The organism is Stenotrophomonas sp. 05L413 (genome assembly GCF_056397945.1).
Window position 1 is genome coordinate 429,218 of sequence record NZ_JBFTOL010000004.1, and the last position, 17,875, is coordinate 447,092.

Sequence of the window (17,875 nt, forward strand, 5' to 3'; positions counted from 1 at the left end):
TGCGGCCCATGGTCGCACGTGAAGCGCGATGTTCACGTCGATGGCCGATACTGGGTTCAGGGGCCATCGCGCTTGCCCGATGGCCGATCCGATCCCGCCCAGGAGACCGAGATGTCCGAACCGGAAAAGCGCATCGCCCTGCTGATCGATGCCGACAACGCACCCTCTTCCAAGATCGATGCGGTGCTGGCTGAAGTCGCCCGCTACGGTGTGGCCAATGTCCGCCGTGCCTACGGCAACTGGAAGAGCCCGCGGCTGAAAGGGTGGGAGTCCGTGCTGCACGAGTACGCGATCCGCCCGATCCAGCAGTTCGCCTACAGCCGTGGCAAGAATGCCTCGGACATGGCGATGGTGATCGACGCGATGGACATGCTGTACGCACGCAATCTGGATGGCTTTGCGATCGTCTCCAGCGATGCGGATTTCACCCCGCTGGTGATGCGCCTGCTGACCGACGGGGTGAAGGTGTACGGCTTCGGCGAGAAGAAAACGCCCGAGCCGTTCGTCAACGCGTGCTCGAAGTTCACCTACATCGAGGCGCTGGGCCAACCCCATGCGGCCGATCAGGAGGTGGAGCAGGACAACGAGGAAACCCGCCCGCGCAAGAGCGGCCCGGAGCTGCGCAACGATACCCGGCTGGTGCAGATGCTGCGCCGCGCGGTGACCTCGGCCGAAGCCGAGGATGGCTGGTCGCATCTCGGCCCGGTCGGCAGCCAGATCGGCAACCAGGCCTCGTTCGATTCGCGCAATTACGGGTACAGCAAACTCAGCGATCTATTGGCCGCGACGGGCCTGTTCGAGATGAAAAAAGAGGGCAAGTCGACCTATGTGCGCGCACTGCCCAAGAAGAGTGCGGCGAAGGCGGCGAAGTGACCGCCGGCCTCAGCGCAGCAGCACGGCCAACGGGCGGGCCGTGCTGCCGTTGAAGCCATCGGAGAAGCCTCGCACGGCGTCAGGCAGCATGCCGCTGGCCAGCAGCAACAGCGCGGCGCTGAGCAGCAGATTGCGATGGTGGCGGCGATAACCGACCACGAGCGTGCCGATCCCGGCAATGAGCAACACGATTTCGAGTGCGTAGAGGATCATTGTTTTTCATCCATGACATGACGGTGGGCCCGCCGTTGGGCGTATCGTAGCGGCACCGCGCGACCCCGCTGCCGCGCATCGAACGATACGGGAATCCGATCATGCTGAACATCTGGGGCCGTCGCAATTCCAGCAACGTGCGCAAAGTGCTGTGGTGTGCCGAGGAGATCGGGGCGCCCTACGAGTCGATCGAGGTCGGCGGTGCCTTCGGTGGTACGCAGTCGCCGGAGTACCGCGCGATGAATCCGAACGGGCTGGTGCCGGTGATCGAGGACCAGGGCCTGCCGCTGTGGGAATCCAACACGATCGTGCGCTATCTCTGCGCGCGCTACGCGCTGGGCACGCTGTACCCGGAAGATGTGGTGGCGCGCGCGCAGTCGGAGAAGTGGATGGACTGGACCACCTCGACCTTCGCCGGCGTGTTCCGCGATCTGTTCTGGGGGACCCTGCGGACCGCGCCTGCTGATCGGGATGAGGCCCGCATCGCAGCGGCACTGGTGCGCTCCGGCGAGTTGCTGGCGATGGCCGATGAGGCTTTGTCGCGGCAGCCGTATCTGTCCGGTGAGCAGTTCGCGATGGGCGATATCCCGCTGGGTGCCTTCATCTATGCCTGGTTCGAGATGCCGATCCAGCGCCCGGACCTGCCGCATCTGGCCGCGTGGTACGAACGGCTGAAGCAGCGGCCGGCGTATCAGCGTGGGGTCATGACCGCGTTGACCTGAGCGGCCGTGCCGACCCACGGTCGGCACCTGCCGGCCTAATACAGATCCATCGGATCCACATCCAGCGACCAGCGCACCTTGCGTGCCTGCGGCAGCGCGGCGATCTGCGGCGTCACCTGATCCAGCACGCCGTGCAGCGGGCGTCGCGCGGGTGAGGACAGCAGCAGCTGGGTGCGCTGGTAGCCGGCGCGGCGGGGCATCGGTGCTGGCATCGGGCCATAGCGTTCCACTGCCGCGTCGTCGGGAATCAGCGCGCGCACGGCACTGAGCATCGCGTTGGCATGCTCCACCTGTTGCGCTTCGGCACGCAGCAGCGCCAGATGCGCGAAGGGCGGAAAACCGGCCGCCTCGCGCTGCTGCAGTTCCGCATCGGCAAAGGCGTGGTAGCCGCCGTTGACCAGCGTCTCCAGCAGGGGATGCCCCGGGTGGTGGGTCTGCAACCAGACCTCGCCGGCATCCACCGCACGCCCGGCGCGGCCGGCGACCTGGATCAGCTGCTGCGCGAGTTTTTCACTGGCGCGGAAGTCGGCCGAGAACAGGCCTTCATCAATGCCGACCACCACCACCAGGGTCAGCTTCGGCAGGTCGTGACCTTTGGCGAGGATCTGCGTGCCGACCAGAATCCCCGCGCGATCGCCGAGCGAGGCCAACTGGGTTTCCAACGCATCCCGCTTGCCGGTGGTGCCGCGGTCGATGCGGATCACCGGGAACTCCGGGAAGGCCTCGACCAGGTGTTCTTCCAGCCGCTCGGTCCCGATGCCCTGCGGCTGCAGCGCCAGGCTGCCGCAGTCCGGGCACGCCAGCGGCGCGGACTGGCGTGCGCCACAGTGGTGGCACTGCAGGCGCCGGCCGCCGGCATGCACGGTCATCGGCGCATCGCAGCGCTGGCACGGCGCGGTCCAGCCGCAGTCATGGCAGAGCAGCACGGGTGCGTAGCCGCGGCGGTTCTTGAACACCAGCACCTGGTGCCCGGCCTGCAGATGCTGGGTGATGCCGGCCAGTACTTCCGGCGAGAGCCCATCGCGCAGCGGGCGTTTACGCACATCAAGCACGCGCACCACCGGCGGACGCGCGGCGCCCGCGCGCTGCTTCAGGCGCAGGTGGGTGTAACGGCCGGCATGCGCGTTGTGCAGCGATTCCAGCGACGGCGTGGCGCTGCCGAGCACCACCGCCACGTCCAGTGCCTTGGCGCGTACCAGCGCGAAATCGCGTGCGTGATAGCGGATGCCGTCCTGCTGTTTGTAACTGCCGTCGTGCTCTTCGTCGATCACGATCAGGCCCGCATTCGGCAGCGGCGTGAACACCGCCGAGCGCGTGCCGACGATGACCTGTGCTTCGCCTCGCGCGGCGGCGGCCCACACGCGGGCGCGCTCGTTGTCGTTCAAGCCGGAGTGCAGCACATGCACCGGAATGCCCAAGCGGTTGCGGAAGCGCGACAGCGTCTGCGGGGTCAGCCCGATCTCCGGCACCAGCACCAGCGCCTGTTTGCCGCGCGCAAGGCACGCCACGATCGCCTGCAGGTAGACCTCGGTCTTGCCACTGCCGGTCACGCCATCGAGCAGATAGGCGGCAAACCCGTCGGCGGCGGTGATCGCGGCGATCGCCTCGGCCTGTTCGGCATTGGGCGCGGGGCCGCTGGCCGGCGAGGCGACGGCCGGTGCATGCGCCAGCGCGATCCGTTCGACCAGCTCGCGCTTGGCCAGCGACCGGGCAGCGCTGCGCCAGTCGTCCATCAAGGTATCCAGGCGGTCTTCGTTCACCACGCCCTCGGCCAGGCACGCTGCCAGGCGTTGCGGGCGGGTACCGCTGCGCAGTTTGGGCTGCGGGTCGTGGCCGGCCGGCGTCAGCTGCCAGCCCCACTGATGGGTGTCCGGCACGGCCTCACCCCGCCGCAGCGGACCGGGCAGGGCCGTACTGATCACTTCGCCCAGCGGGGCATGGGTGTAGCGCGCCAGCCACTGCAGCGAGCGCCACAGCTCACCGGTCACCAGGGGCGTGGTGTCGATCCACTCGATCGCGGCGCGCAGGCTGCCGGGGTCTTCGACCTGGCCTATCCCGGCCACCACGCCGACCAGCTCCCGGGAGCCGAACGGCACCCGGACCCGCTGCCCGGTCATCGCCGGGTCCGGGGCCGGCCCGTGCGGCGGGGCGTAGTCGAACAGTTGCGGCAGCGGCACCGGCAGGGCGACGCGCAGGGTCGAAGACGAGGAGGTCATCGGGGCAGTGTAGCGGGCAGGGGCGGAGCGGATCACGCCCATTCACCGTCTCAGCCGGGTACGCGCCGAATCATAAATCCCACCTAAATATCCGACTTGATTGGAGATTCAGGCTTATCCACATCTTCTGTGGATAAGTCTGTGTGCCACTGCGTATGTGACCGCCTTGCGTCAGGAACTTCCGACGTTCTGCTCAGGTTGGTCAAAAAATAGCCAAGCAACAATAAGTAATAAAAACAACAAGATAGCTGTGAAACAAAGTTGAAACAGACTTGACGCGGGGCTCACGTGTGGTTCCACCCCGGTTTTACGTGGTGCTGTGCACAACCTTTTGCGCCGGAAGGCTTTGCGCACCGTGGCCGCTCACAGGAAATGAACATCCGCGCGCCGCTGGAGTGACGCAATCGCTATCATTTCCACACAATGATGGAGTTGCTATGACGGCTGCGCCCGCCCCCGTTTCTTCTACCGCAGCCGGCGCGCTGTCGGCGTTTCTTCGTGGCGTTGAACGCCGCGCCCTGGTCGTGGCCGAGCTGCAGTGCGGTGATCCAACCGTCGCCGAACAGGCGCTGGTCGCCGTCATGCGTGCCTTCGCCGGAATCGCCAGCGATCTGCCCATGGCCCAGTGGCCGGAGCGGTTCTGGTCGCTGCTGGTCCACCGCGCGCCGTTGCGCGAGCCGGCCGCAGGCCGTTGGCCTGCCCCGTTGGAGCACCTGGCCGGGCTGACCCCGCCGGCGCGGCTGGCGTTTGTGCTGCGGATCGGTGGCGGGCTGGATGAAGCCGCGGCCGCGCAGATCCTGGATCTGCCCATGGCCGACTACCAGCACGCACTGGCCGATGCCTGCCCGCGCGATGCCCATGGCAACCCCGATGCCGCAGGCTGGCGCGCGCTGGCCGAGCAGGTGCAGCTGCGTATCCGCGATCTGCCCGCCAACCGGCTGCAGCGCCTGCAGCAACCGGTGGCCGCCCCGGCCAGCCAGCAACCCGATGCCGCCTCCTGGCGTACCCCGGTCAAATCCGATGCCCCCGCCCAGCGCCGTCCCGTCAAGCGCCAGCGCGGCCGTCGTTTCCCGTGGAAGGGCGTGCTGATCGTGGCCGTCACTGCCGGCGTGCTGCTCGGCGGCGCGGCGTGGTGGAAACATGCCCGTCAGGGTGGCGAGCCCCTGGCCGATACCCCCGAAGGTGCCGTCGCCGATGCCGGCCCTGTCAAGGTCGAAGCGTTGCCGGCGGCTGACCTGCCGACCGTGGCGCCGACCGCCTCGCCCTACGCGGCCACGGACGCGGCGATGCTGGCCGATCCGGATCTGCCGACCGCCCGCGATGCCGATCTGTACGCCTGGTTTGCTGCTGGCGGTCCGGTACCGGTGGACGAATCGCAGGCCCAGCCGAGCCGCCCCGAACCCGCTACCGCCGGCCTGGAGACGGCTGCCGCCGATGAGTAAGCCTGCCTTCCTGCTGATCGCCCTCGGGCTCTCCAGTGCGGCCAACGCCGCCCCCAACCGGGTGGAGGTGCCGCTGGCGGTGCCGGCCCCGCCCAGCGCCACGGCGCCGGCGATCCCGACCACCCCCGCAGCGCTGGATCCGGCCCAGCTGCGCGTGCTACGCAGCCGCTACGCGGCCTGGCAGGCCATGAGCGAAAGCGAGCGTGCCCGTGTCCGTGCCGCGGCGGCGCGCGTGGCGGCGCTGCCGCCGGCGCAGCAGCAGGCGCTTCGCCAGCGCTTCGCCGAACAGGACCAGCGCTTCCGCGACGGCTGGCTGCTTGGCCCGCAGCTCGGCCACGAGTTCACCAAGCTGCAGGGCCTGTTCGGCTATCTGCCCGCCGAGCAGCGCCCGACCGCGCTGGCGGTGCTGCGCCAGCTCACGCCCTCCCAGCTCACCCAGCTGACCCTGGTTGCCCAGCGCACCCCACCGCAGGACCGCGACCGCGTGCGCGCCGAATTCCTGGGCGTGGCGCCGGCCGCACGGGACAGTTGGCTGCGCGAGAACGTGGGCCACTGACGGCTTCCGCCCGTTTACCTGAAAGCGCGGCTTTTCCCCGGCCGCGCGCGTAAGATGGCGGGCCGCAACCCGGTGCCTGTGCCCTCCGCGCGCGACCGTAGTTGACGTCTGTGACTCCCATGTCTACCGCTTCCTCCACGCCGCGCCTCTCCCGGGAAGTGCGCGCCACCGGTCTGCTCGCGCTGCCGCTGGTTCTGGGCCATGTCTCCACCGGCCTGATCTCCTTCGTCGACAACGTGATCGCCGGTCACCACGGTACCGACACCCTGGCGGCCGTCACCATCGGCACGGCACTGCTGTGGCTGCCGATGCTGATCCCGATCGGCACCCTGATCTCGCTGACCGCCTCGGTTTCGCAGCTGCACGGCGCTGGCCGCGAGCGCGAGATCGGTCCGCTGTTCCGCCAGGCGCTGTGGCTGGCGCTGGGGCTGGGGCTGATCATGTTCACCTTCCTCACGGTGGTGCCGCCGCTGCTGCCGGCGTTCGGCATCGCGCCGGATATCGTGCCCGGCGCGACCGCGTTCCTGCATGCGGTGCGCTGGGGTGGCCCGGCACTGACCCTGTACTTCTGCATGCGCTACCTCAGCGAGGGGATGCACTGGACGCTGCCGACGATGCTGCTCGGCTTTGGCGGCCTGTTGGTGCTGGCGCCGCTGGGCTACGTGCTCTGCTACGGCAAGCTCGGCTTCCCCGAGCTGGGCGCCGAAGGCCTGGGCATGGCCTCGGCGATCATGATGTGGCTGCAGGCGCTGTGCTTTGCCGGTTACCTGTGGAAGACCAAGCGCTTCGCCCACCTGCAGTTGTTCTCGCACTTCGAAGCGCCGCGCTGGAGCGCGATCTGGGAGCTGCTGCGAACCGGCCTGCCGATCGGCATCACCGTGCTGATGGAAGGCGGCTTGTTCATCGTTACCGCGCTGCTGATCGGCCGCCTCGGCGCCACCGAAGCGGCCTCGCACCAGATCGCGATCAATGTGGCCCAGCTGTGCTTCATGATCCCGATGGGCGTGGCCGAAGCCACCACGGTGCGGGTCGGCCATGCGGTCGGCAGCGGCAACGGGCTGGGTGTGCGCCGCGCGGCGATCGCCGGGCTGCTGATCATCCTGGGCACACAGACGCTGTCGGCGCTGGTGCTGCTGCTTGGCCATGACGCCATCGTCGGGGTCTACACGAACGATCTGGGCGTGGCTGCTCTGGCCTCGACCCTGCTGTTGTATGCAGCCGCGTTCCAGTTCCCGGATGGCATCCAGGTGCTTTCGGCCGGCGCGTTGCGCGGCCTGAAGGACACCCGCGTGCCGATGTTCATCGCCATGTTCTCGTACTGGGGCCTGGGCATGCCGCTCGGCGCCGGGCTGGGACTGGGGTTGGGCATGGGCCCGCAGGGCATGTGGCTGGGCCTGATCCTGGGTCTGACCGCCGCCGCGATCCTCATGGCCTGGCGCCTGCGTGTGAGCAGCGGCCGCGCCGGCCTCCCATCGACACCCTGACTTGTGTCCGATGCCGGCGCGCCCGGCAACGGCTATTCTGGCACCACGGCAAGAAGCCACTCTGGAGTTACCCCCATGAACCAACCCGCGCGTCGCAATCCCGTCGCCAGCTTCTTCATCGGGCTGTGGGATGTGATGAACTTTACCCGCCGGCTCATCCTCAACCTGGTGTTCTTCGGCCTGCTGTTCCTGATCCTGATCCTGTTCATCGTCGCGATGGGCAAGAGCGCGACCTCGAAGGCGTCGCTGCAGGACCGCACCACCCTGGTCATCGCACCGGAAGGTCGGCTGGTCGAGCAGTTCAGCGCTGATCCGGTCAGCCGCGCGCTTGGCAAGGCCGTCGGTGACAAGGGCGCCGAAGAAATCCAGCTGCGTGATCTGATCCGCGCGCTGGAGGCGGCCAAGACCGACAAGAAGATCGAGCGTGTGGTGCTGGAGCTGGACAAGCTGCAGCCGAGCGGCTTCGCCTCGATGCGCGAAGTGACCGTTGCGCTGCAGGAACTGCGGGCCGCCGGCAAGCAGGTCGTGGCCTTCAGCGAGAACATGAGCCAGTCGCAGTACCTGCTCGCTTCGCAGGCCAACGAGGTCTATCTCGACCCGATGGGCGGCGTGGTGCTCGAGGGCCTGGGCCGCTATCGCCAGTACTTCCGCACCGGCCTGCAGGACAAGCTGGGCGTGGACGTGCACCTGTTCAAGGTGGGTGAGTACAAGTCGGCCGCCGAGCCGTATGTGCTCGATGCCGCTTCGCCGCAGGCCAAGGAGGCCGATCTGTTCTGGATGAACGATGTGTGGCAGCGCTACCTGGCCGATATCGCCAAGGCGCGCAAGCTCGACCCGGCACAGCTGGCCGCCGGCATCGACACCATGCCCGAAGGCATCGCCGCCGCCGGTGGCGACCTGGCCAAGTTCGCCCTGCAGCAGAAGCTGGTGGACGGCCTGAAGACGCGCGAGGAAGTGGACACCCTGCTGACCGAGCGCGGCATCGCCGACGACGACGCTGACGGTGGCTACCGCAACGTCAATCTGGATGCCTACCTGAGCGTGCTCGATGGCCGCCGTTCGCCGGTGGATTCGCGTCCGCAGGTGGCGGTGATCGTGGCATCCGGTGAAATCTCCGGTGGCGATCTGCCGGCCGGCCGCATCGGTGGCGAGTCGACCTCGGCCCTGCTGCGCGAAGCGCGCGACGACAAGGACGTGAAGGCCGTGGTGCTGCGCGTGAGCTCGCCGGGCGGTGAAGTGTTCGCCTCCGAGCAGATCCGCCGTGAAGTGGTCGCGCTGAAGGAAGCCGGCAAGCCGGTGGTGGTCTCGATGGGCGATCTGGCCGCCTCGGGCGGTTACTGGATCAGCATGAATGCTGATCGCATCTATGCTGACCCCTCCACGATCACCGGTTCGATCGGCATCTTCGGGATGATCCCGAACGTGGCCCGCTCGCTGGACAAGATCGGCGTGCATACCGATGGCGTGGGCACCACCCGCTTCGCCGGTGCGTTCGACATCACCCGCCCGATGGACCCGGCCGTGGGCCAGGTCATCCAGTCGGTGATCAACAAGGGCTACGCCGATTTCACCGGCAAGGTCGCCGCCGCGCGCAACAAGCCGGTGGAAGCGGTCGATGAAGTCGCCCGCGGCCGGGTGTGGAGCGGTGCGCAGGCCAAGGAACGTGGGCTGGTCGATGACTTCGGTGGCCTGAAGGCTGCGGTGGCTGACGCCGCCAGCCGCGCCAAGCTTGGTGAGGCCGGCAAGTTCCGCGTGCGTTACATCGAGAAGGCGGCCACGCCGTTCGCACAGTTCCTCAGCGGCTTCGCCGGCAGCCATGCCGGTGCCTGGATGCTGGGCGAATCGGGCATGGCCCGTCTGATGCTGGCCCGTTCGATGCCGGAGCTGGACACCCAGCTGCGCTTCGTTGAAGACGCCGCACGCGACCCGCGCAACAACGCCGCGCCGGTCAAGACGCTGGTGTACTGCTTCTGCGGCCTGTAAGCGGCCTCAGCGGTACTGTGTGACACCCGAACGCCCGGCCTGTGCCGGGCGTTCTGCCATCCGGCCGATGGGGTCAGGGGCTGGGCGGTGGCGTGTCACCGCTGGCGCGGTCGGCTTCGGCGGCGCGGGCATCGGCGGACTGCTGCAGGGTATCGCTGACCGCCTTGGCGCGGTCGATCGGTGTCTGGATCGCATCGCGCAGTTCAGTGGCCTGCGGTTCCGGTGGTGTGTCCGGTGCCGGGGGCACTGGCCGGTTGCAGGCGCTCAGCGCGATGATCGCGAGCAGCGGCAGGGCAGTACGGATCATCATGGCAACCTCCCTCGGTGAGCCGGTAGCGGAACATCAGTGTCCCACCGCTCCGCGCATCGCGCGTGATGGCGTCCGGTAGGCCGGCCGTCACGCGTTATCCTATCCGCGCCGCACCGTGGGTGCTGCATCCCATGGATCCCCGCAGGAGACGCACGTGAGCGCGCAACGTTGGCGACTGGATGGACAGACCGCATTGATCACCGGTGCGAGCGCCGGCATCGGCTTGGCGATCGCGCGCGAACTGCTGGGCTTCGGTGCGGACCTGTTGATCGTCGGCCGCGATGCCGATGCGCTGGAGATGGCGCGCGATGAACTGGCCGATGCCTTCCCGGATCGTGAGATCCATGGCCTGGCTGCCGACGTCGCCGATGACGAGGACCGCCGCGAAATCCTGGACTGGGTGGAAGACCACAGCGATGGACTGCACATCCTGGTCAACAACGCCGGTGGCAACATCAGCAAGCCGGCCACCGAATACACCGAAGACGAGTGGCGTGGGATCTTCGAGACCAACCTGTTCTCGGCGTTCGAGCTGTCGCGCTACGCGCACCCGCTGCTGGCGCGGCATGCGGCCTCGGCGATCGTCAACGTCGGCAGCGTGTCCGGCCTGACCCACGTGCGCAGCGGCGCGGTGTACGGCATGACCAAGGCCGCGATGCACCAGATGACCCGCAACCTGGCGGTGGAGTGGGCCGAGGACGGCATCCGCGTCAACGCCGTGGCGCCGTGGTACATCCGCACCCGGCGCACCTCCGGGCCGTTGTCCGATCCGGATTACTACGAACAGGTGATCGACCGCACGCCGATGCGCCGCATCGGCGAGCCGGAAGAAGTCGCTGCCGCCGTGGGCTTCCTGTGTCTGCCGGCCTCCAGCTATGTCACCGGCGAGTGCATCGCGGTGGACGGTGGGTTCCTGCGCTACGGGTTCTGAGCTGGCCAGCGGCCGGCACGACCGATCAGGGCACGTGTCACACGCGGTAATGGCGCTCGGTAACTCCAGTCGCGATCAGGGGAAAACCGGGTCACGGCACCGGGCAATCGCTGTCGGCCAACACCGCTTCCAAGCGCGCGCGCTCGGCGCTCGCCGCAGCCTGGTTCTCCGGCGCAGCGAAGCGCTCACGGCCGCGCGCATCGCGCAAGCGCTGCTGCCAACTGCTGCAGCGCTGTGCCTCCGTTACCGGCTCGCAGGCATCGCGCACCACTTCGCAGCTGGCCGCGTTGCTCGGCGCATGGCTGCCCCCCAGGCCGGTAAGGGCCAGCGATTCGCAGCGTGACGGGGCCGGCTCGCGCTCATGCAGGTAGCGACCGCCATCGGCAGAAACGCACTGGTAGATCTCCGGCAGCGGCGGTTTGGGTGGGCTGGCGTCGTCGGGCTCCTGCGCCGGGGCTGCCGGGCGCAGCGCTGCGCTGTCGAGCAGGCCGCTGTCTTCGTCGCCGTCCTGCGGTAGCGGTGGCATGCGGTAGTCAGGGGCGGGCGCAGCCGGCGCATTCTCCACGGCTGCCGGGGCACGCACCGGCGCGCTGATCCGCTGGATGCGCTGCTCGCTGCCAGCGGGACAGGCCACGCTCTGGATGGTCAGGCTGCCGCCGGCATCGGTGCAGCGGAAGAACACCGCTTCGTCCGCCGCAGCGGGCAGGGTCACAAGCAACAGGAGCAGCAGGAACCGTTTCATGCCCCGCCGCAGTCCTGGTCCAGGCGCGCGTCGATCCCGCGCTGCTCGCGGGTCAGCGCATCGCGCTCGCCCTGCAGCGCACTGTTGTAGCGGCGGATCAGGTCCCAGCGCCGGTCTTTCAGCCGCGAGCAGACTTCCTGCGCGGGCAGCGCATGGCATTCATCGCGCACCAGCACGTTGCCGGCCGGCACCACCACGCTGTTGCCCAGCCCGGGGTGCGGATACCCACCGCCCTGCCAGTGCGAGCTGCCGCCGCCGATGCTGATGCTGCCGCCCACCCGCGCGCCGCTGCCGGTCACCGAGACCGCACCGCCACGGCTGCTCACCGAACCGCTGCCCATCGGTGCGATCGGTGGCAGCGGACGCGACGGCCGATAGCCACCCGACGGCGGCCTCGGGCCGGGTGGATACGGCAGATAGGCTTCGGTCCAGATCGGCACCCAGCGTGGATTGCCTTCGTTGCTGTCGCTGACGTAGGTATCGCCGTCGCTGGTCGTGCACTCGTACATCGGCTGCGGCGGCTGCACGTGCACGTAGCGCACCTCGCGCTCGGGAGCGCGCGGGGCAGGCATCGGCTCCGGCGTGCGGTCGCTGCGCACCACCTGCGGGGCCGGGTCGCGCGGGCGCTGCAGGTCGCGGATTTCCTGCCGGCCTTCGCGGCATGGCGCGTCCTGCAGCGACACGGCGCCGTTGCTGCCCACGCATCGGTAGACACGCACGTTGTCGCTCTGCGCGGCGGCGGGCACGGCAGGGCTCAGCAACGTGAGCAGGGACAACCACAGAGCAGGGCGCAGGGTCATGCGGCCAGTGTGCGGGTTTGCCCGCCTGCGCGCAAAAGGCGGCTCAGCTGCGCAATACCTGGCCGCTGAGCGCATCGCGGATCGGCGTGGGCTGTGCCAGGCCACCGGTCTGGCCATCGATCAGGCCATCGAGCAACGCCAGCAGGCGCGGGTCCAGGTCGGCGCGTGTGCGTGCCGGCGGCTCGCCGGCGAGGTTGGCACTGGTGGAGACCAGCGGGCCGCCCCAGGCGCTGCACAGCGCGGCGACCAGGGGGTGCGCGCTGATGCGCACCGCGATGCCGCTGTGTTCGCCGGTGATCCAGCGCGGCGCACGTTCGCTGGCGGGCAGGATCCAGGTGTTGGCACCGGGCCAGCTGGCCAGGACCTCGCCTTGGCGATCCAGCGGCAGGGCATCCATCCGCACCCAGCCCTCCAGCTGGGCTGGGTCGGCGGCGACCAGGATCATGCCCTTCTCAACCGGGCGCTGCTTGAGCTGCAGCAGCTTCATCACCGCGGCCTCGTGCGCGGGGTCGCAGCCCAACCCCCAGACCGCTTCGGTGGGATAGGCGATCACCCCGCCGGCGCGCAGCGCAGGCAGGGCAGTGTCCACAGTGAGTTCGTTCATGACAGGCGACCCGGGTGCATGGCCCGCATTATCCTCCCGCCGTGGCGGGAGGGGTCAACCAGGCTCAGCTGGCAGCGACCTTCTTGACGGCCTTCTTCACGGCTTTCTTGGCCACCTTCTTGGTGGCCTTCTTCGCCGTTGCTTTCTTGGCGACCTTCTTCACCGCCGCCTTCTTGGTGGCGGTCTTCTTGGTCGCTTCACCGGCAGCAGCTTTCTTGGCCGGTGCCTTCTTGGCCACGACCTTCTTGGCGGCCTTCTTGCCGAAGCCCTTGCGCACCGGCTTGCCGGTTTCTTCCATCAGCGTCTGGACTTCGGCCAGGGTCAACGAGGCGGGCTCGCGATCCTTCGGGATCTTGCCGTTCATCTTGCCATCGCTGATGTACGGGCCGAAGCGACCGTTCAGCACCTGGATCTCGCTGCCCTCGAATTCCTTGATGATCCGGTTGCGCGCGATCTCTTCCTTCTCTTCGATCAGGAACACGGCGCGGGCCAGGTCGATGGTGTACGGGTCGTCTTCCTTCTTCAGCGAGGCATAGGTGCTGCCACGCTTGGCGAACGGACCGAAGCGACCGATGCCCACGCTGACGTCCTCCTCCTTGTCCTGGCCGAGCGCACGCGGCATCAGGAACAGCTCCAGCGCGTCTTCCAGGGAGATGGTGTGCATCGACTGGCCGGGGCGCAGCGAGGCGAACTTGGGCTTGTCCTCGGCGTCCTCGGCGGTGCTGCCGATCGCCGCGTAAGGCCCGAAGCGCCCCAGTCGCACGCTGACCGGCTTGCCGGTCTTGGGGTCGGTGCCGAGTTCGCGCGCGCCACTGGCTTCGGCGCGGTCGACCGATTCGTTCTTTTCGCCGACCAGCTTGTGGAACGGTTCCCAGAACCGCGCCATCAGCGGGATCCAGTCTTCCTCACCCCGCGACACCGCATCGAGCTCGTCTTCGAGCTTGGCGGTGAAGTCGTAATCCACGTACTGGGTGAAGTGGCTGGACAGGAACTTGGACACCGCACGGCCCACGTCGGACGGGCGGAAGCTGCGGCCTTCCATCTCCACGTACTTGCGGAACAGCAGGGTCTGGATGATCGAGGCATAGGTCGAGGGGCGGCCGATGCCGTACTCCTCGAGCGCCTTGACCAGCGCCGCTTCGGTGAAGCGCGGCGGCGGCTGGGTGAAGTGCTGTTCGGCCAGGATGCGCTCGAGCGGCACGCGCTCGCCGGGCTTCATCGCCGGCAGCTTGCGGCCTTCATCGTCGTCGTCAGCACTCTTGTTGTCCTTGCCTTCCTCGTACACGGCCAGGAAGCCGGGCACGACCACGGTGGTGCCGCTGGCGCGGAACACATGCTCGCTGCCGGCCGACAGGTCCACGCTGACGGTGTTGAGCGTGGCCGGGATCATCTGGCAGGCGACGGCGCGCTTCCAGATCAGCTCGTACAGCTTGCGCTCGTCATCGGTGAGGAAGCGCGCCACCTGGGCAGGCGTGCGCAGCGCCGAGGTCGGGCGCACGGCTTCGTGCGCTTCCTGGGCGTTCTTGGATTTGGTCTGGTAGGTGTTCGGCTGGTCCGGCAGCGAGCCGATGCCGTAATCGCGCGCGATCACGTCGCGGATCTCGGCCAGCGCGTCCTGCGAGAGGTTCACCGAGTCGGTACGCATGTACGAGATCAGGCCGACGGTGCCTTCCTCCTCACCGATCGCCATGCCTTCGTACAGCTTCTGCGCGACCTGCATGGTCTTGCGCGTGGTGAAACTGAGCTTGCGCGAGGCTTCCTGCTGCAGCGTGGAGGTGGTGAACGGCGGCGCCGGGCGGCGCTTGCGCTCCTTGCTGACCACGTCGGTGACGTGCAGGGCGCCCTGGGCGGCCTGCTGGATGCGCATGCGCGCGGCCTCGGCAGTATCGCCGTCGGTCACGGTGAACTGTTCGAACTTCTGCCCGTCCAGCTTGATCAGGCGCGCATTGAAGTGCTGCGAGGGATGCGCGCACAGCGCATCGATGCTCCAGTACTCGCGGGCGATGAAGGCTTCGATCTCTTCTTCGCGTTCGACGATCATGCGCAGCGCCGGGCTCTGCACGCGGCCGGCGGACAGGCCGCGCTGGACCTTGCGCCACAGCACCGGGGACAGGTTGAAACCGACCAGGTAATCCAGCGCACGGCGTGCCTGCTGCGCATCGACCAGATCGGCAGCGATCTCACGCGGGTGGCCCATCGCTTCCTTGATGGCGCGCGGAGTGATCTCGGTGAAGACCACGCGCTGCATGGGTTTGTCCTTGACCAGCCCACGTTCCTTCAGGATCTCGGCGATGTGCCAGCTGATCGCTTCCCCCTCGCGATCCGGATCGGTCGCCAGGAAGATGTCGTCGGCGCCCTTGGCGGCCTTGACGATGGCATCGACGTGCTTTTCGTTCTTCTCGATGAGGTCGTAACGCATCGCGAAGTTGTTGTCGGGATCAACCGCGCCTTCCTTGGGCACCAGGTCACGCACATGCCCATACGAGGCCAGGACAGTGAAGTCCTTGCCGAGGTATTTGTTGATCGTCTTGGCCTTGGCGGGCGATTCGACGATGAGCAGGTGCTTGGGCATGGCGTCAGGATTCTATGGGCAGGGCCCCGGGGAGGGCCGCTAGGGTGGAGCAAATGGCCGCATTAGTGAAGCGGCGCGGGCGATATACATAAACCGAACGCCCGGGGGTGGGCCGGGCGTTCAGCTTTCTGCCTATTAGTGGAATCACGCCGGGGCCGCTTGTGTCAAGCGGCCCGGTGTGAGGATTGCTCAGATCAGGACATCGAGGCGATCACGCCGATCATCGCGATCATCACGCCGAACAGGGCCACCACGGCCAGTGCGGCGATGACCAGGATCACGATGGTGACCGTGCCCAGGCCGCGCTGCTGCAGCTCGGGGTGCTCGGTGAAGGCCCACTTGTCCACCACCAGGGTGTCGCACATCATGTCGTGCAATGCCTGCTTGCGCTCGGTGAAGGCGGCCATGATGAAGCCGATCATCAGGATCAGGCTGCTGACGATGGTCGCCAGGTAGCGGCAGAAGGCGCGCAGGAAGCTGATCCGCTCGCCATTGCCGCGCACGACCTTGATCCCGACGGCCATCTTGCCCAGCGTGGCGCCACCGCGCGAGGCGTGGAACCCGGCGTAGTAGCCGATGCTGATCACCATGCTGAGCAGCATCACCACCAGCGTCAGCGCGACCTGCACGCCTTCACTGCCGGAGCTGACGCCCATGACGTTGATGATCATGCTCAGCGGCAGGGTGACCACCGTCAGCAGGATGTAGTCGATGAAGTAGGCGGCGTAACGCTTCCAGAAGCCGGCATAGACCACGTCCTGGCCACTGACCACGGCGGTGTTGGCATAGCCGGTGGCCGCGGCAGGCGCGGTGTACGGCGAGTAGGTGCCGCCACCGGTGCCCGGCAGTGGCGCGGTGCCATTGTCGATGGCGGTGTAATCCCCGCGCAGGTCGATGCCGCTGCCGAGGTTGCTGGCGGCCGCGGCGAGATTCTGCAGCTGCAGCTCATCGACGGCCTCGGACAGTGGCGCCCACTGCGCGAACCCTTCGCGCCACACCAGCGTGGCCAGGGTGATGTCACCGCGCTGGAAGCGCTGGCGCATCTCCTCTGCGCTCAGCGGCCCCTGACGTTCCTGGCCATCGGCGAAATACCACTCAGTCATTGCTTCAATCCCCTGTTGGATGCATCCATGGACGTGTGTCCGTTATCAGCCGCGGCAGTGCTGCGGCAGGTACTTGTCTTCCGGTTCGCCACTGCATTCCCAGTGCTGCTGCTCACCGTCGTAATCCAGCCACAGCAGCTTGCCGTCCAGCGAGGTGCTGCCGGGCACGGTCAGTTCGGCTTCCACGCCGCAGTGGCCATTGTCGAAACGACCGATCCGCACGGCGCCGACCGCACCGTCAGCGTAGCTTTCGGCCGGCTGGAAGCCCTCGTCATCGTTGACCGGGCAGCGGCCATGTTCGCTGGCGAATTCGGCCACGGCCGCCTTGATCGGTTCCAGTGCGGCAATCGCCTCGGTGGCTTTGGCGCGGGCGACATAATCGCGGTAGGCCGGCACGGCCAGCACCGCCAGTGCGCCGCCGATGATCAGCACCAGCACCGCGACCACGGCCGCGACGATACCCACGACCGCGCAGCCACTCAGACCCTGGCGGGGCGGTGGGGCGGCGGTGGGCGTGATGGGCGGGGCGGGATCGGCAGGCGCGGCCGACGCCGCAGGCGCAGCCGGGAGTGCGGGTGGCAGGGTCGGGCCGGGCGCGATCACTTCCACCGCTTCGGCAGCGGGAGCGATGTCCAGGCCGATCTCGGCCGCCACGGTTTCCAGCGGCTGCCACTGGGCCATGCCGTCGCGCCAGACCAGCGTATCCAGTCCGATGCGGCTGGAATGGTAGAGCGCGATCAGCTCGTCAGCAGGCAGCGGGCCGCGCTGCTGACTGTTTCCTTCTGCAAAGAACCACTGGTCCACCGGCCCACTCCTGAATGCGCAAGGCGCTCAGTGTAAGGTCAGTGAAGCGGTTCCGGCTCGTCCACGAACATCTGGGTTTCCATCCAGGCGTACGCGGCCTCGGCCCCGGGCTGGTTGAACAGCACCATCAGCACGACCCACTTGAGGTCGTCCAGGTCCAGTTCGTCCTGGTCCAGCGCCATCGCACGGTCGAGCACCAGCTCACGCTGGCTGGCATCGAGGATGCCGTGCTGCTCCAGGAACATCAAAAAGCCACGGCCTTCCACGTCGAGCTTGTCCAGCTCGGGCCCATGGAAAATGCGCACCGGGCCATTGACGCGGCCCAGCACCACGGCCGGGCGCTGCTCGGCGAGCGCGTCCAGCCAGTCGAAGGCTTTGTTGATCTCGGTGGGGCTGAAGCCGGCCTGGATCAGGCCGTTCTGGAGGGAGTCGCGGTCGCGGATGAGGTCCGCGTCTTCGCTGAAATAGTGTTCGAACAGGTACAGCAGGACATCCAGAATGCTCTCTTTCATTGCCCCTC

The 17,875-nt window shown here is 67.7% G+C and carries 17 protein-coding genes; 7 read left to right on the forward strand and 10 right to left on the reverse strand.

Features of this window, described 5'->3' with window-relative positions; all coding sequences use genetic code 11:
• Positions 1 to 111 precede the first annotated feature (111 nt).
• Positions 112 to 873, forward strand: a complete 762-nt coding sequence (locus tag AC1DIQ_RS11090) for an NYN domain-containing protein (RefSeq protein ID WP_121040308.1) — start codon at positions 112 to 114, stop codon at positions 871 to 873.
• 9 nt (positions 874 to 882) lie between these two features.
• Here AC1DIQ_RS11090 and AC1DIQ_RS11095 read toward each other — a convergent pair whose 3' ends face one another.
• On the reverse strand, positions 883 to 1,086 hold the full coding sequence (locus AC1DIQ_RS11095; protein WP_121040306.1) for a hypothetical protein: 204 nt from the start codon (positions 1,084 to 1,086) through the stop codon (positions 883 to 885).
• Positions 1,087 to 1,187: 101 nt separating this feature from the next.
• Here AC1DIQ_RS11095 and AC1DIQ_RS11100 point away from each other — a divergent pair, with 101 nt between their 5' ends.
• On the forward strand, positions 1,188 to 1,808 hold the full coding sequence (locus AC1DIQ_RS11100) for a glutathione S-transferase family protein (protein WP_259258943.1): 621 nt from the start codon (positions 1,188 to 1,190) through the stop codon (positions 1,806 to 1,808).
• Positions 1,809 to 1,843: 35 nt separating this feature from the next.
• On the opposite strand, the gene AC1DIQ_RS11105 is transcribed toward AC1DIQ_RS11100, so the two are convergent.
• Entirely contained in the window at positions 1,844 to 4,024 is a 2,181-nt protein-coding gene (locus AC1DIQ_RS11105; RefSeq protein ID WP_478050111.1) for a primosomal protein N', read from the reverse strand.
• A gap of 437 nt (positions 4,025 to 4,461) precedes the next feature.
• On the opposite strand from AC1DIQ_RS11105, the gene AC1DIQ_RS11110 reads away from it, so the two are divergent.
• The 4 genes from AC1DIQ_RS11110 to sppA all read left to right on the forward strand — a co-directional run bounded on the left by AC1DIQ_RS11110 (position 4,462) and on the right by sppA (position 9,489).
• Positions 4,462 to 5,466: a hypothetical protein gene (locus tag AC1DIQ_RS11110; protein WP_461769564.1), complete on the forward strand. Its 1,005-nt coding sequence runs from the start codon at positions 4,462 to 4,464 to the stop codon at positions 5,464 to 5,466.
• Positions 5,459 to 6,022 (forward strand): DUF3106 domain-containing protein, encoded by a 564-nt coding sequence (locus tag AC1DIQ_RS11115; RefSeq protein WP_478050033.1) that lies wholly within the window; start codon positions 5,459 to 5,461, stop codon positions 6,020 to 6,022. Before AC1DIQ_RS11110 ends, AC1DIQ_RS11115 begins: the two co-directional genes overlap by 8 nt.
• A gap of 119 nt (positions 6,023 to 6,141) precedes the next feature.
• On the forward strand, positions 6,142 to 7,506 hold the full coding sequence (locus tag AC1DIQ_RS11120; protein WP_478050034.1) for an MATE family efflux transporter: 1,365 nt from the start codon (positions 6,142 to 6,144) through the stop codon (positions 7,504 to 7,506).
• Between the two features lie 75 nt (positions 7,507 to 7,581).
• Entirely contained in the window at positions 7,582 to 9,489 is a 1,908-nt protein-coding gene (gene sppA / locus AC1DIQ_RS11125) for a signal peptide peptidase SppA (protein WP_282257370.1), read from the forward strand.
• 73 nt (positions 9,490 to 9,562) lie between these two features.
• On the opposite strand, the gene AC1DIQ_RS11130 is transcribed toward sppA, so the two are convergent.
• Positions 9,563 to 9,799 (reverse strand): hypothetical protein, encoded by a 237-nt coding sequence (locus AC1DIQ_RS11130; protein ID WP_478050035.1) that lies wholly within the window; start codon positions 9,797 to 9,799, stop codon positions 9,563 to 9,565.
• Positions 9,800 to 9,953: 154 nt separating this feature from the next.
• On the opposite strand from AC1DIQ_RS11130, the gene AC1DIQ_RS11135 reads away from it, so the two are divergent.
• Positions 9,954 to 10,730: an SDR family oxidoreductase gene (locus AC1DIQ_RS11135; protein ID WP_152151022.1), complete on the forward strand. Its 777-nt coding sequence runs from the start codon at positions 9,954 to 9,956 to the stop codon at positions 10,728 to 10,730.
• Between the two features lie 91 nt (positions 10,731 to 10,821).
• On the opposite strand, the gene AC1DIQ_RS11140 is transcribed toward AC1DIQ_RS11135, so the two are convergent.
• The 7 genes from AC1DIQ_RS11140 to AC1DIQ_RS11170 form a co-directional block, all read right to left on the reverse strand.
• A complete protein-coding gene (locus AC1DIQ_RS11140) occupies positions 10,822 to 11,472 on the reverse strand; it encodes a DUF4124 domain-containing protein (RefSeq protein WP_121040290.1) in 651 nt (216 codons plus the stop codon).
• Positions 11,469 to 12,266, reverse strand: a complete 798-nt coding sequence (locus tag AC1DIQ_RS11145; protein WP_478050112.1) for a DUF4124 domain-containing protein — start codon at positions 12,264 to 12,266, stop codon at positions 11,469 to 11,471. The genes AC1DIQ_RS11140 and AC1DIQ_RS11145 overlap by 4 nt, the downstream gene beginning before the upstream one ends.
• Before the next feature lie 49 nt (positions 12,267 to 12,315).
• The gene (tsaC, locus tag AC1DIQ_RS11150) at positions 12,316 to 12,876 is read right to left on the reverse strand and encodes an L-threonylcarbamoyladenylate synthase type 1 TsaC (RefSeq protein WP_478050036.1); all 561 of its coding nucleotides are present in this window, start codon (positions 12,874 to 12,876) and stop codon (positions 12,316 to 12,318) included.
• 64 nt (positions 12,877 to 12,940) lie between these two features.
• Positions 12,941 to 15,448 (reverse strand): DNA topoisomerase I, encoded by a 2,508-nt coding sequence (locus AC1DIQ_RS11155; RefSeq protein ID WP_478050037.1) that lies wholly within the window; start codon positions 15,446 to 15,448, stop codon positions 12,941 to 12,943.
• A gap of 194 nt (positions 15,449 to 15,642) precedes the next feature.
• Entirely contained in the window at positions 15,643 to 16,551 is a 909-nt protein-coding gene (locus tag AC1DIQ_RS11160) for an RDD family protein (RefSeq protein ID WP_478050038.1), read from the reverse strand.
• Between the two features lie 45 nt (positions 16,552 to 16,596).
• A complete protein-coding gene (locus AC1DIQ_RS11165; protein ID WP_121040280.1) occupies positions 16,597 to 17,355 on the reverse strand; it encodes a pilin in 759 nt (252 codons plus the stop codon).
• A 38-nt stretch (positions 17,356 to 17,393) separates the two neighbouring features.
• Entirely contained in the window at positions 17,394 to 17,867 is a 474-nt protein-coding gene (locus tag AC1DIQ_RS11170; RefSeq protein ID WP_088433666.1) for a DUF494 family protein, read from the reverse strand.
• Between the last annotated feature and the right edge of the window lie 8 nt (positions 17,868 to 17,875).

Bases quoted from the DNA above. Each gene is read 5' to 3' on its own strand.
- AC1DIQ_RS11090 (WP_121040308.1), top strand. From the start codon at position 112: ATGTCCGAACCGGAAAAGCGCATCGCCCTGCTGATCGATGCCGACAAC.
- AC1DIQ_RS11095 (WP_121040306.1), bottom strand. From the start codon at position 1,086: ATGATCCTCTACGCACTCGAAATCGTGTTGCTCATTGCCGGGATCGGC.
- AC1DIQ_RS11100 (WP_259258943.1), top strand. From the start codon at position 1,188: ATGCTGAACATCTGGGGCCGTCGCAATTCCAGCAACGTGCGCAAAGTG.
- AC1DIQ_RS11105 (WP_478050111.1), bottom strand. From the start codon at position 4,024: ATGACCTCCTCGTCTTCGACCCTGCGCGTCGCCCTGCCGGTGCCGCTG.
- AC1DIQ_RS11110 (WP_461769564.1), top strand. From the start codon at position 4,462: ATGACGGCTGCGCCCGCCCCCGTTTCTTCTACCGCAGCCGGCGCGCTG.
- AC1DIQ_RS11115 (WP_478050033.1), top strand. From the start codon at position 5,459: ATGAGTAAGCCTGCCTTCCTGCTGATCGCCCTCGGGCTCTCCAGTGCG.
- AC1DIQ_RS11120 (WP_478050034.1), top strand. From the start codon at position 6,142: ATGTCTACCGCTTCCTCCACGCCGCGCCTCTCCCGGGAAGTGCGCGCC.
- sppA (WP_282257370.1), top strand. From the start codon at position 7,582: ATGAACCAACCCGCGCGTCGCAATCCCGTCGCCAGCTTCTTCATCGGG.
- AC1DIQ_RS11130 (WP_478050035.1), bottom strand. From the start codon at position 9,799: ATGATGATCCGTACTGCCCTGCCGCTGCTCGCGATCATCGCGCTGAGC.
- AC1DIQ_RS11140 (WP_121040290.1), bottom strand. From the start codon at position 11,472: ATGAAACGGTTCCTGCTGCTCCTGTTGCTTGTGACCCTGCCCGCTGCG.
- tsaC (WP_478050036.1), bottom strand. From the start codon at position 12,876: ATGAACGAACTCACTGTGGACACTGCCCTGCCTGCGCTGCGCGCCGGC.
- AC1DIQ_RS11155 (WP_478050037.1), bottom strand. From the start codon at position 15,448: ATGCCCAAGCACCTGCTCATCGTCGAATCGCCCGCCAAGGCCAAGACG.
- AC1DIQ_RS11160 (WP_478050038.1), bottom strand. From the start codon at position 16,551: ATGACTGAGTGGTATTTCGCCGATGGCCAGGAACGTCAGGGGCCGCTG.
- AC1DIQ_RS11170 (WP_088433666.1), bottom strand. From the start codon at position 17,867: ATGAAAGAGAGCATTCTGGATGTCCTGCTGTACCTGTTCGAACACTAT.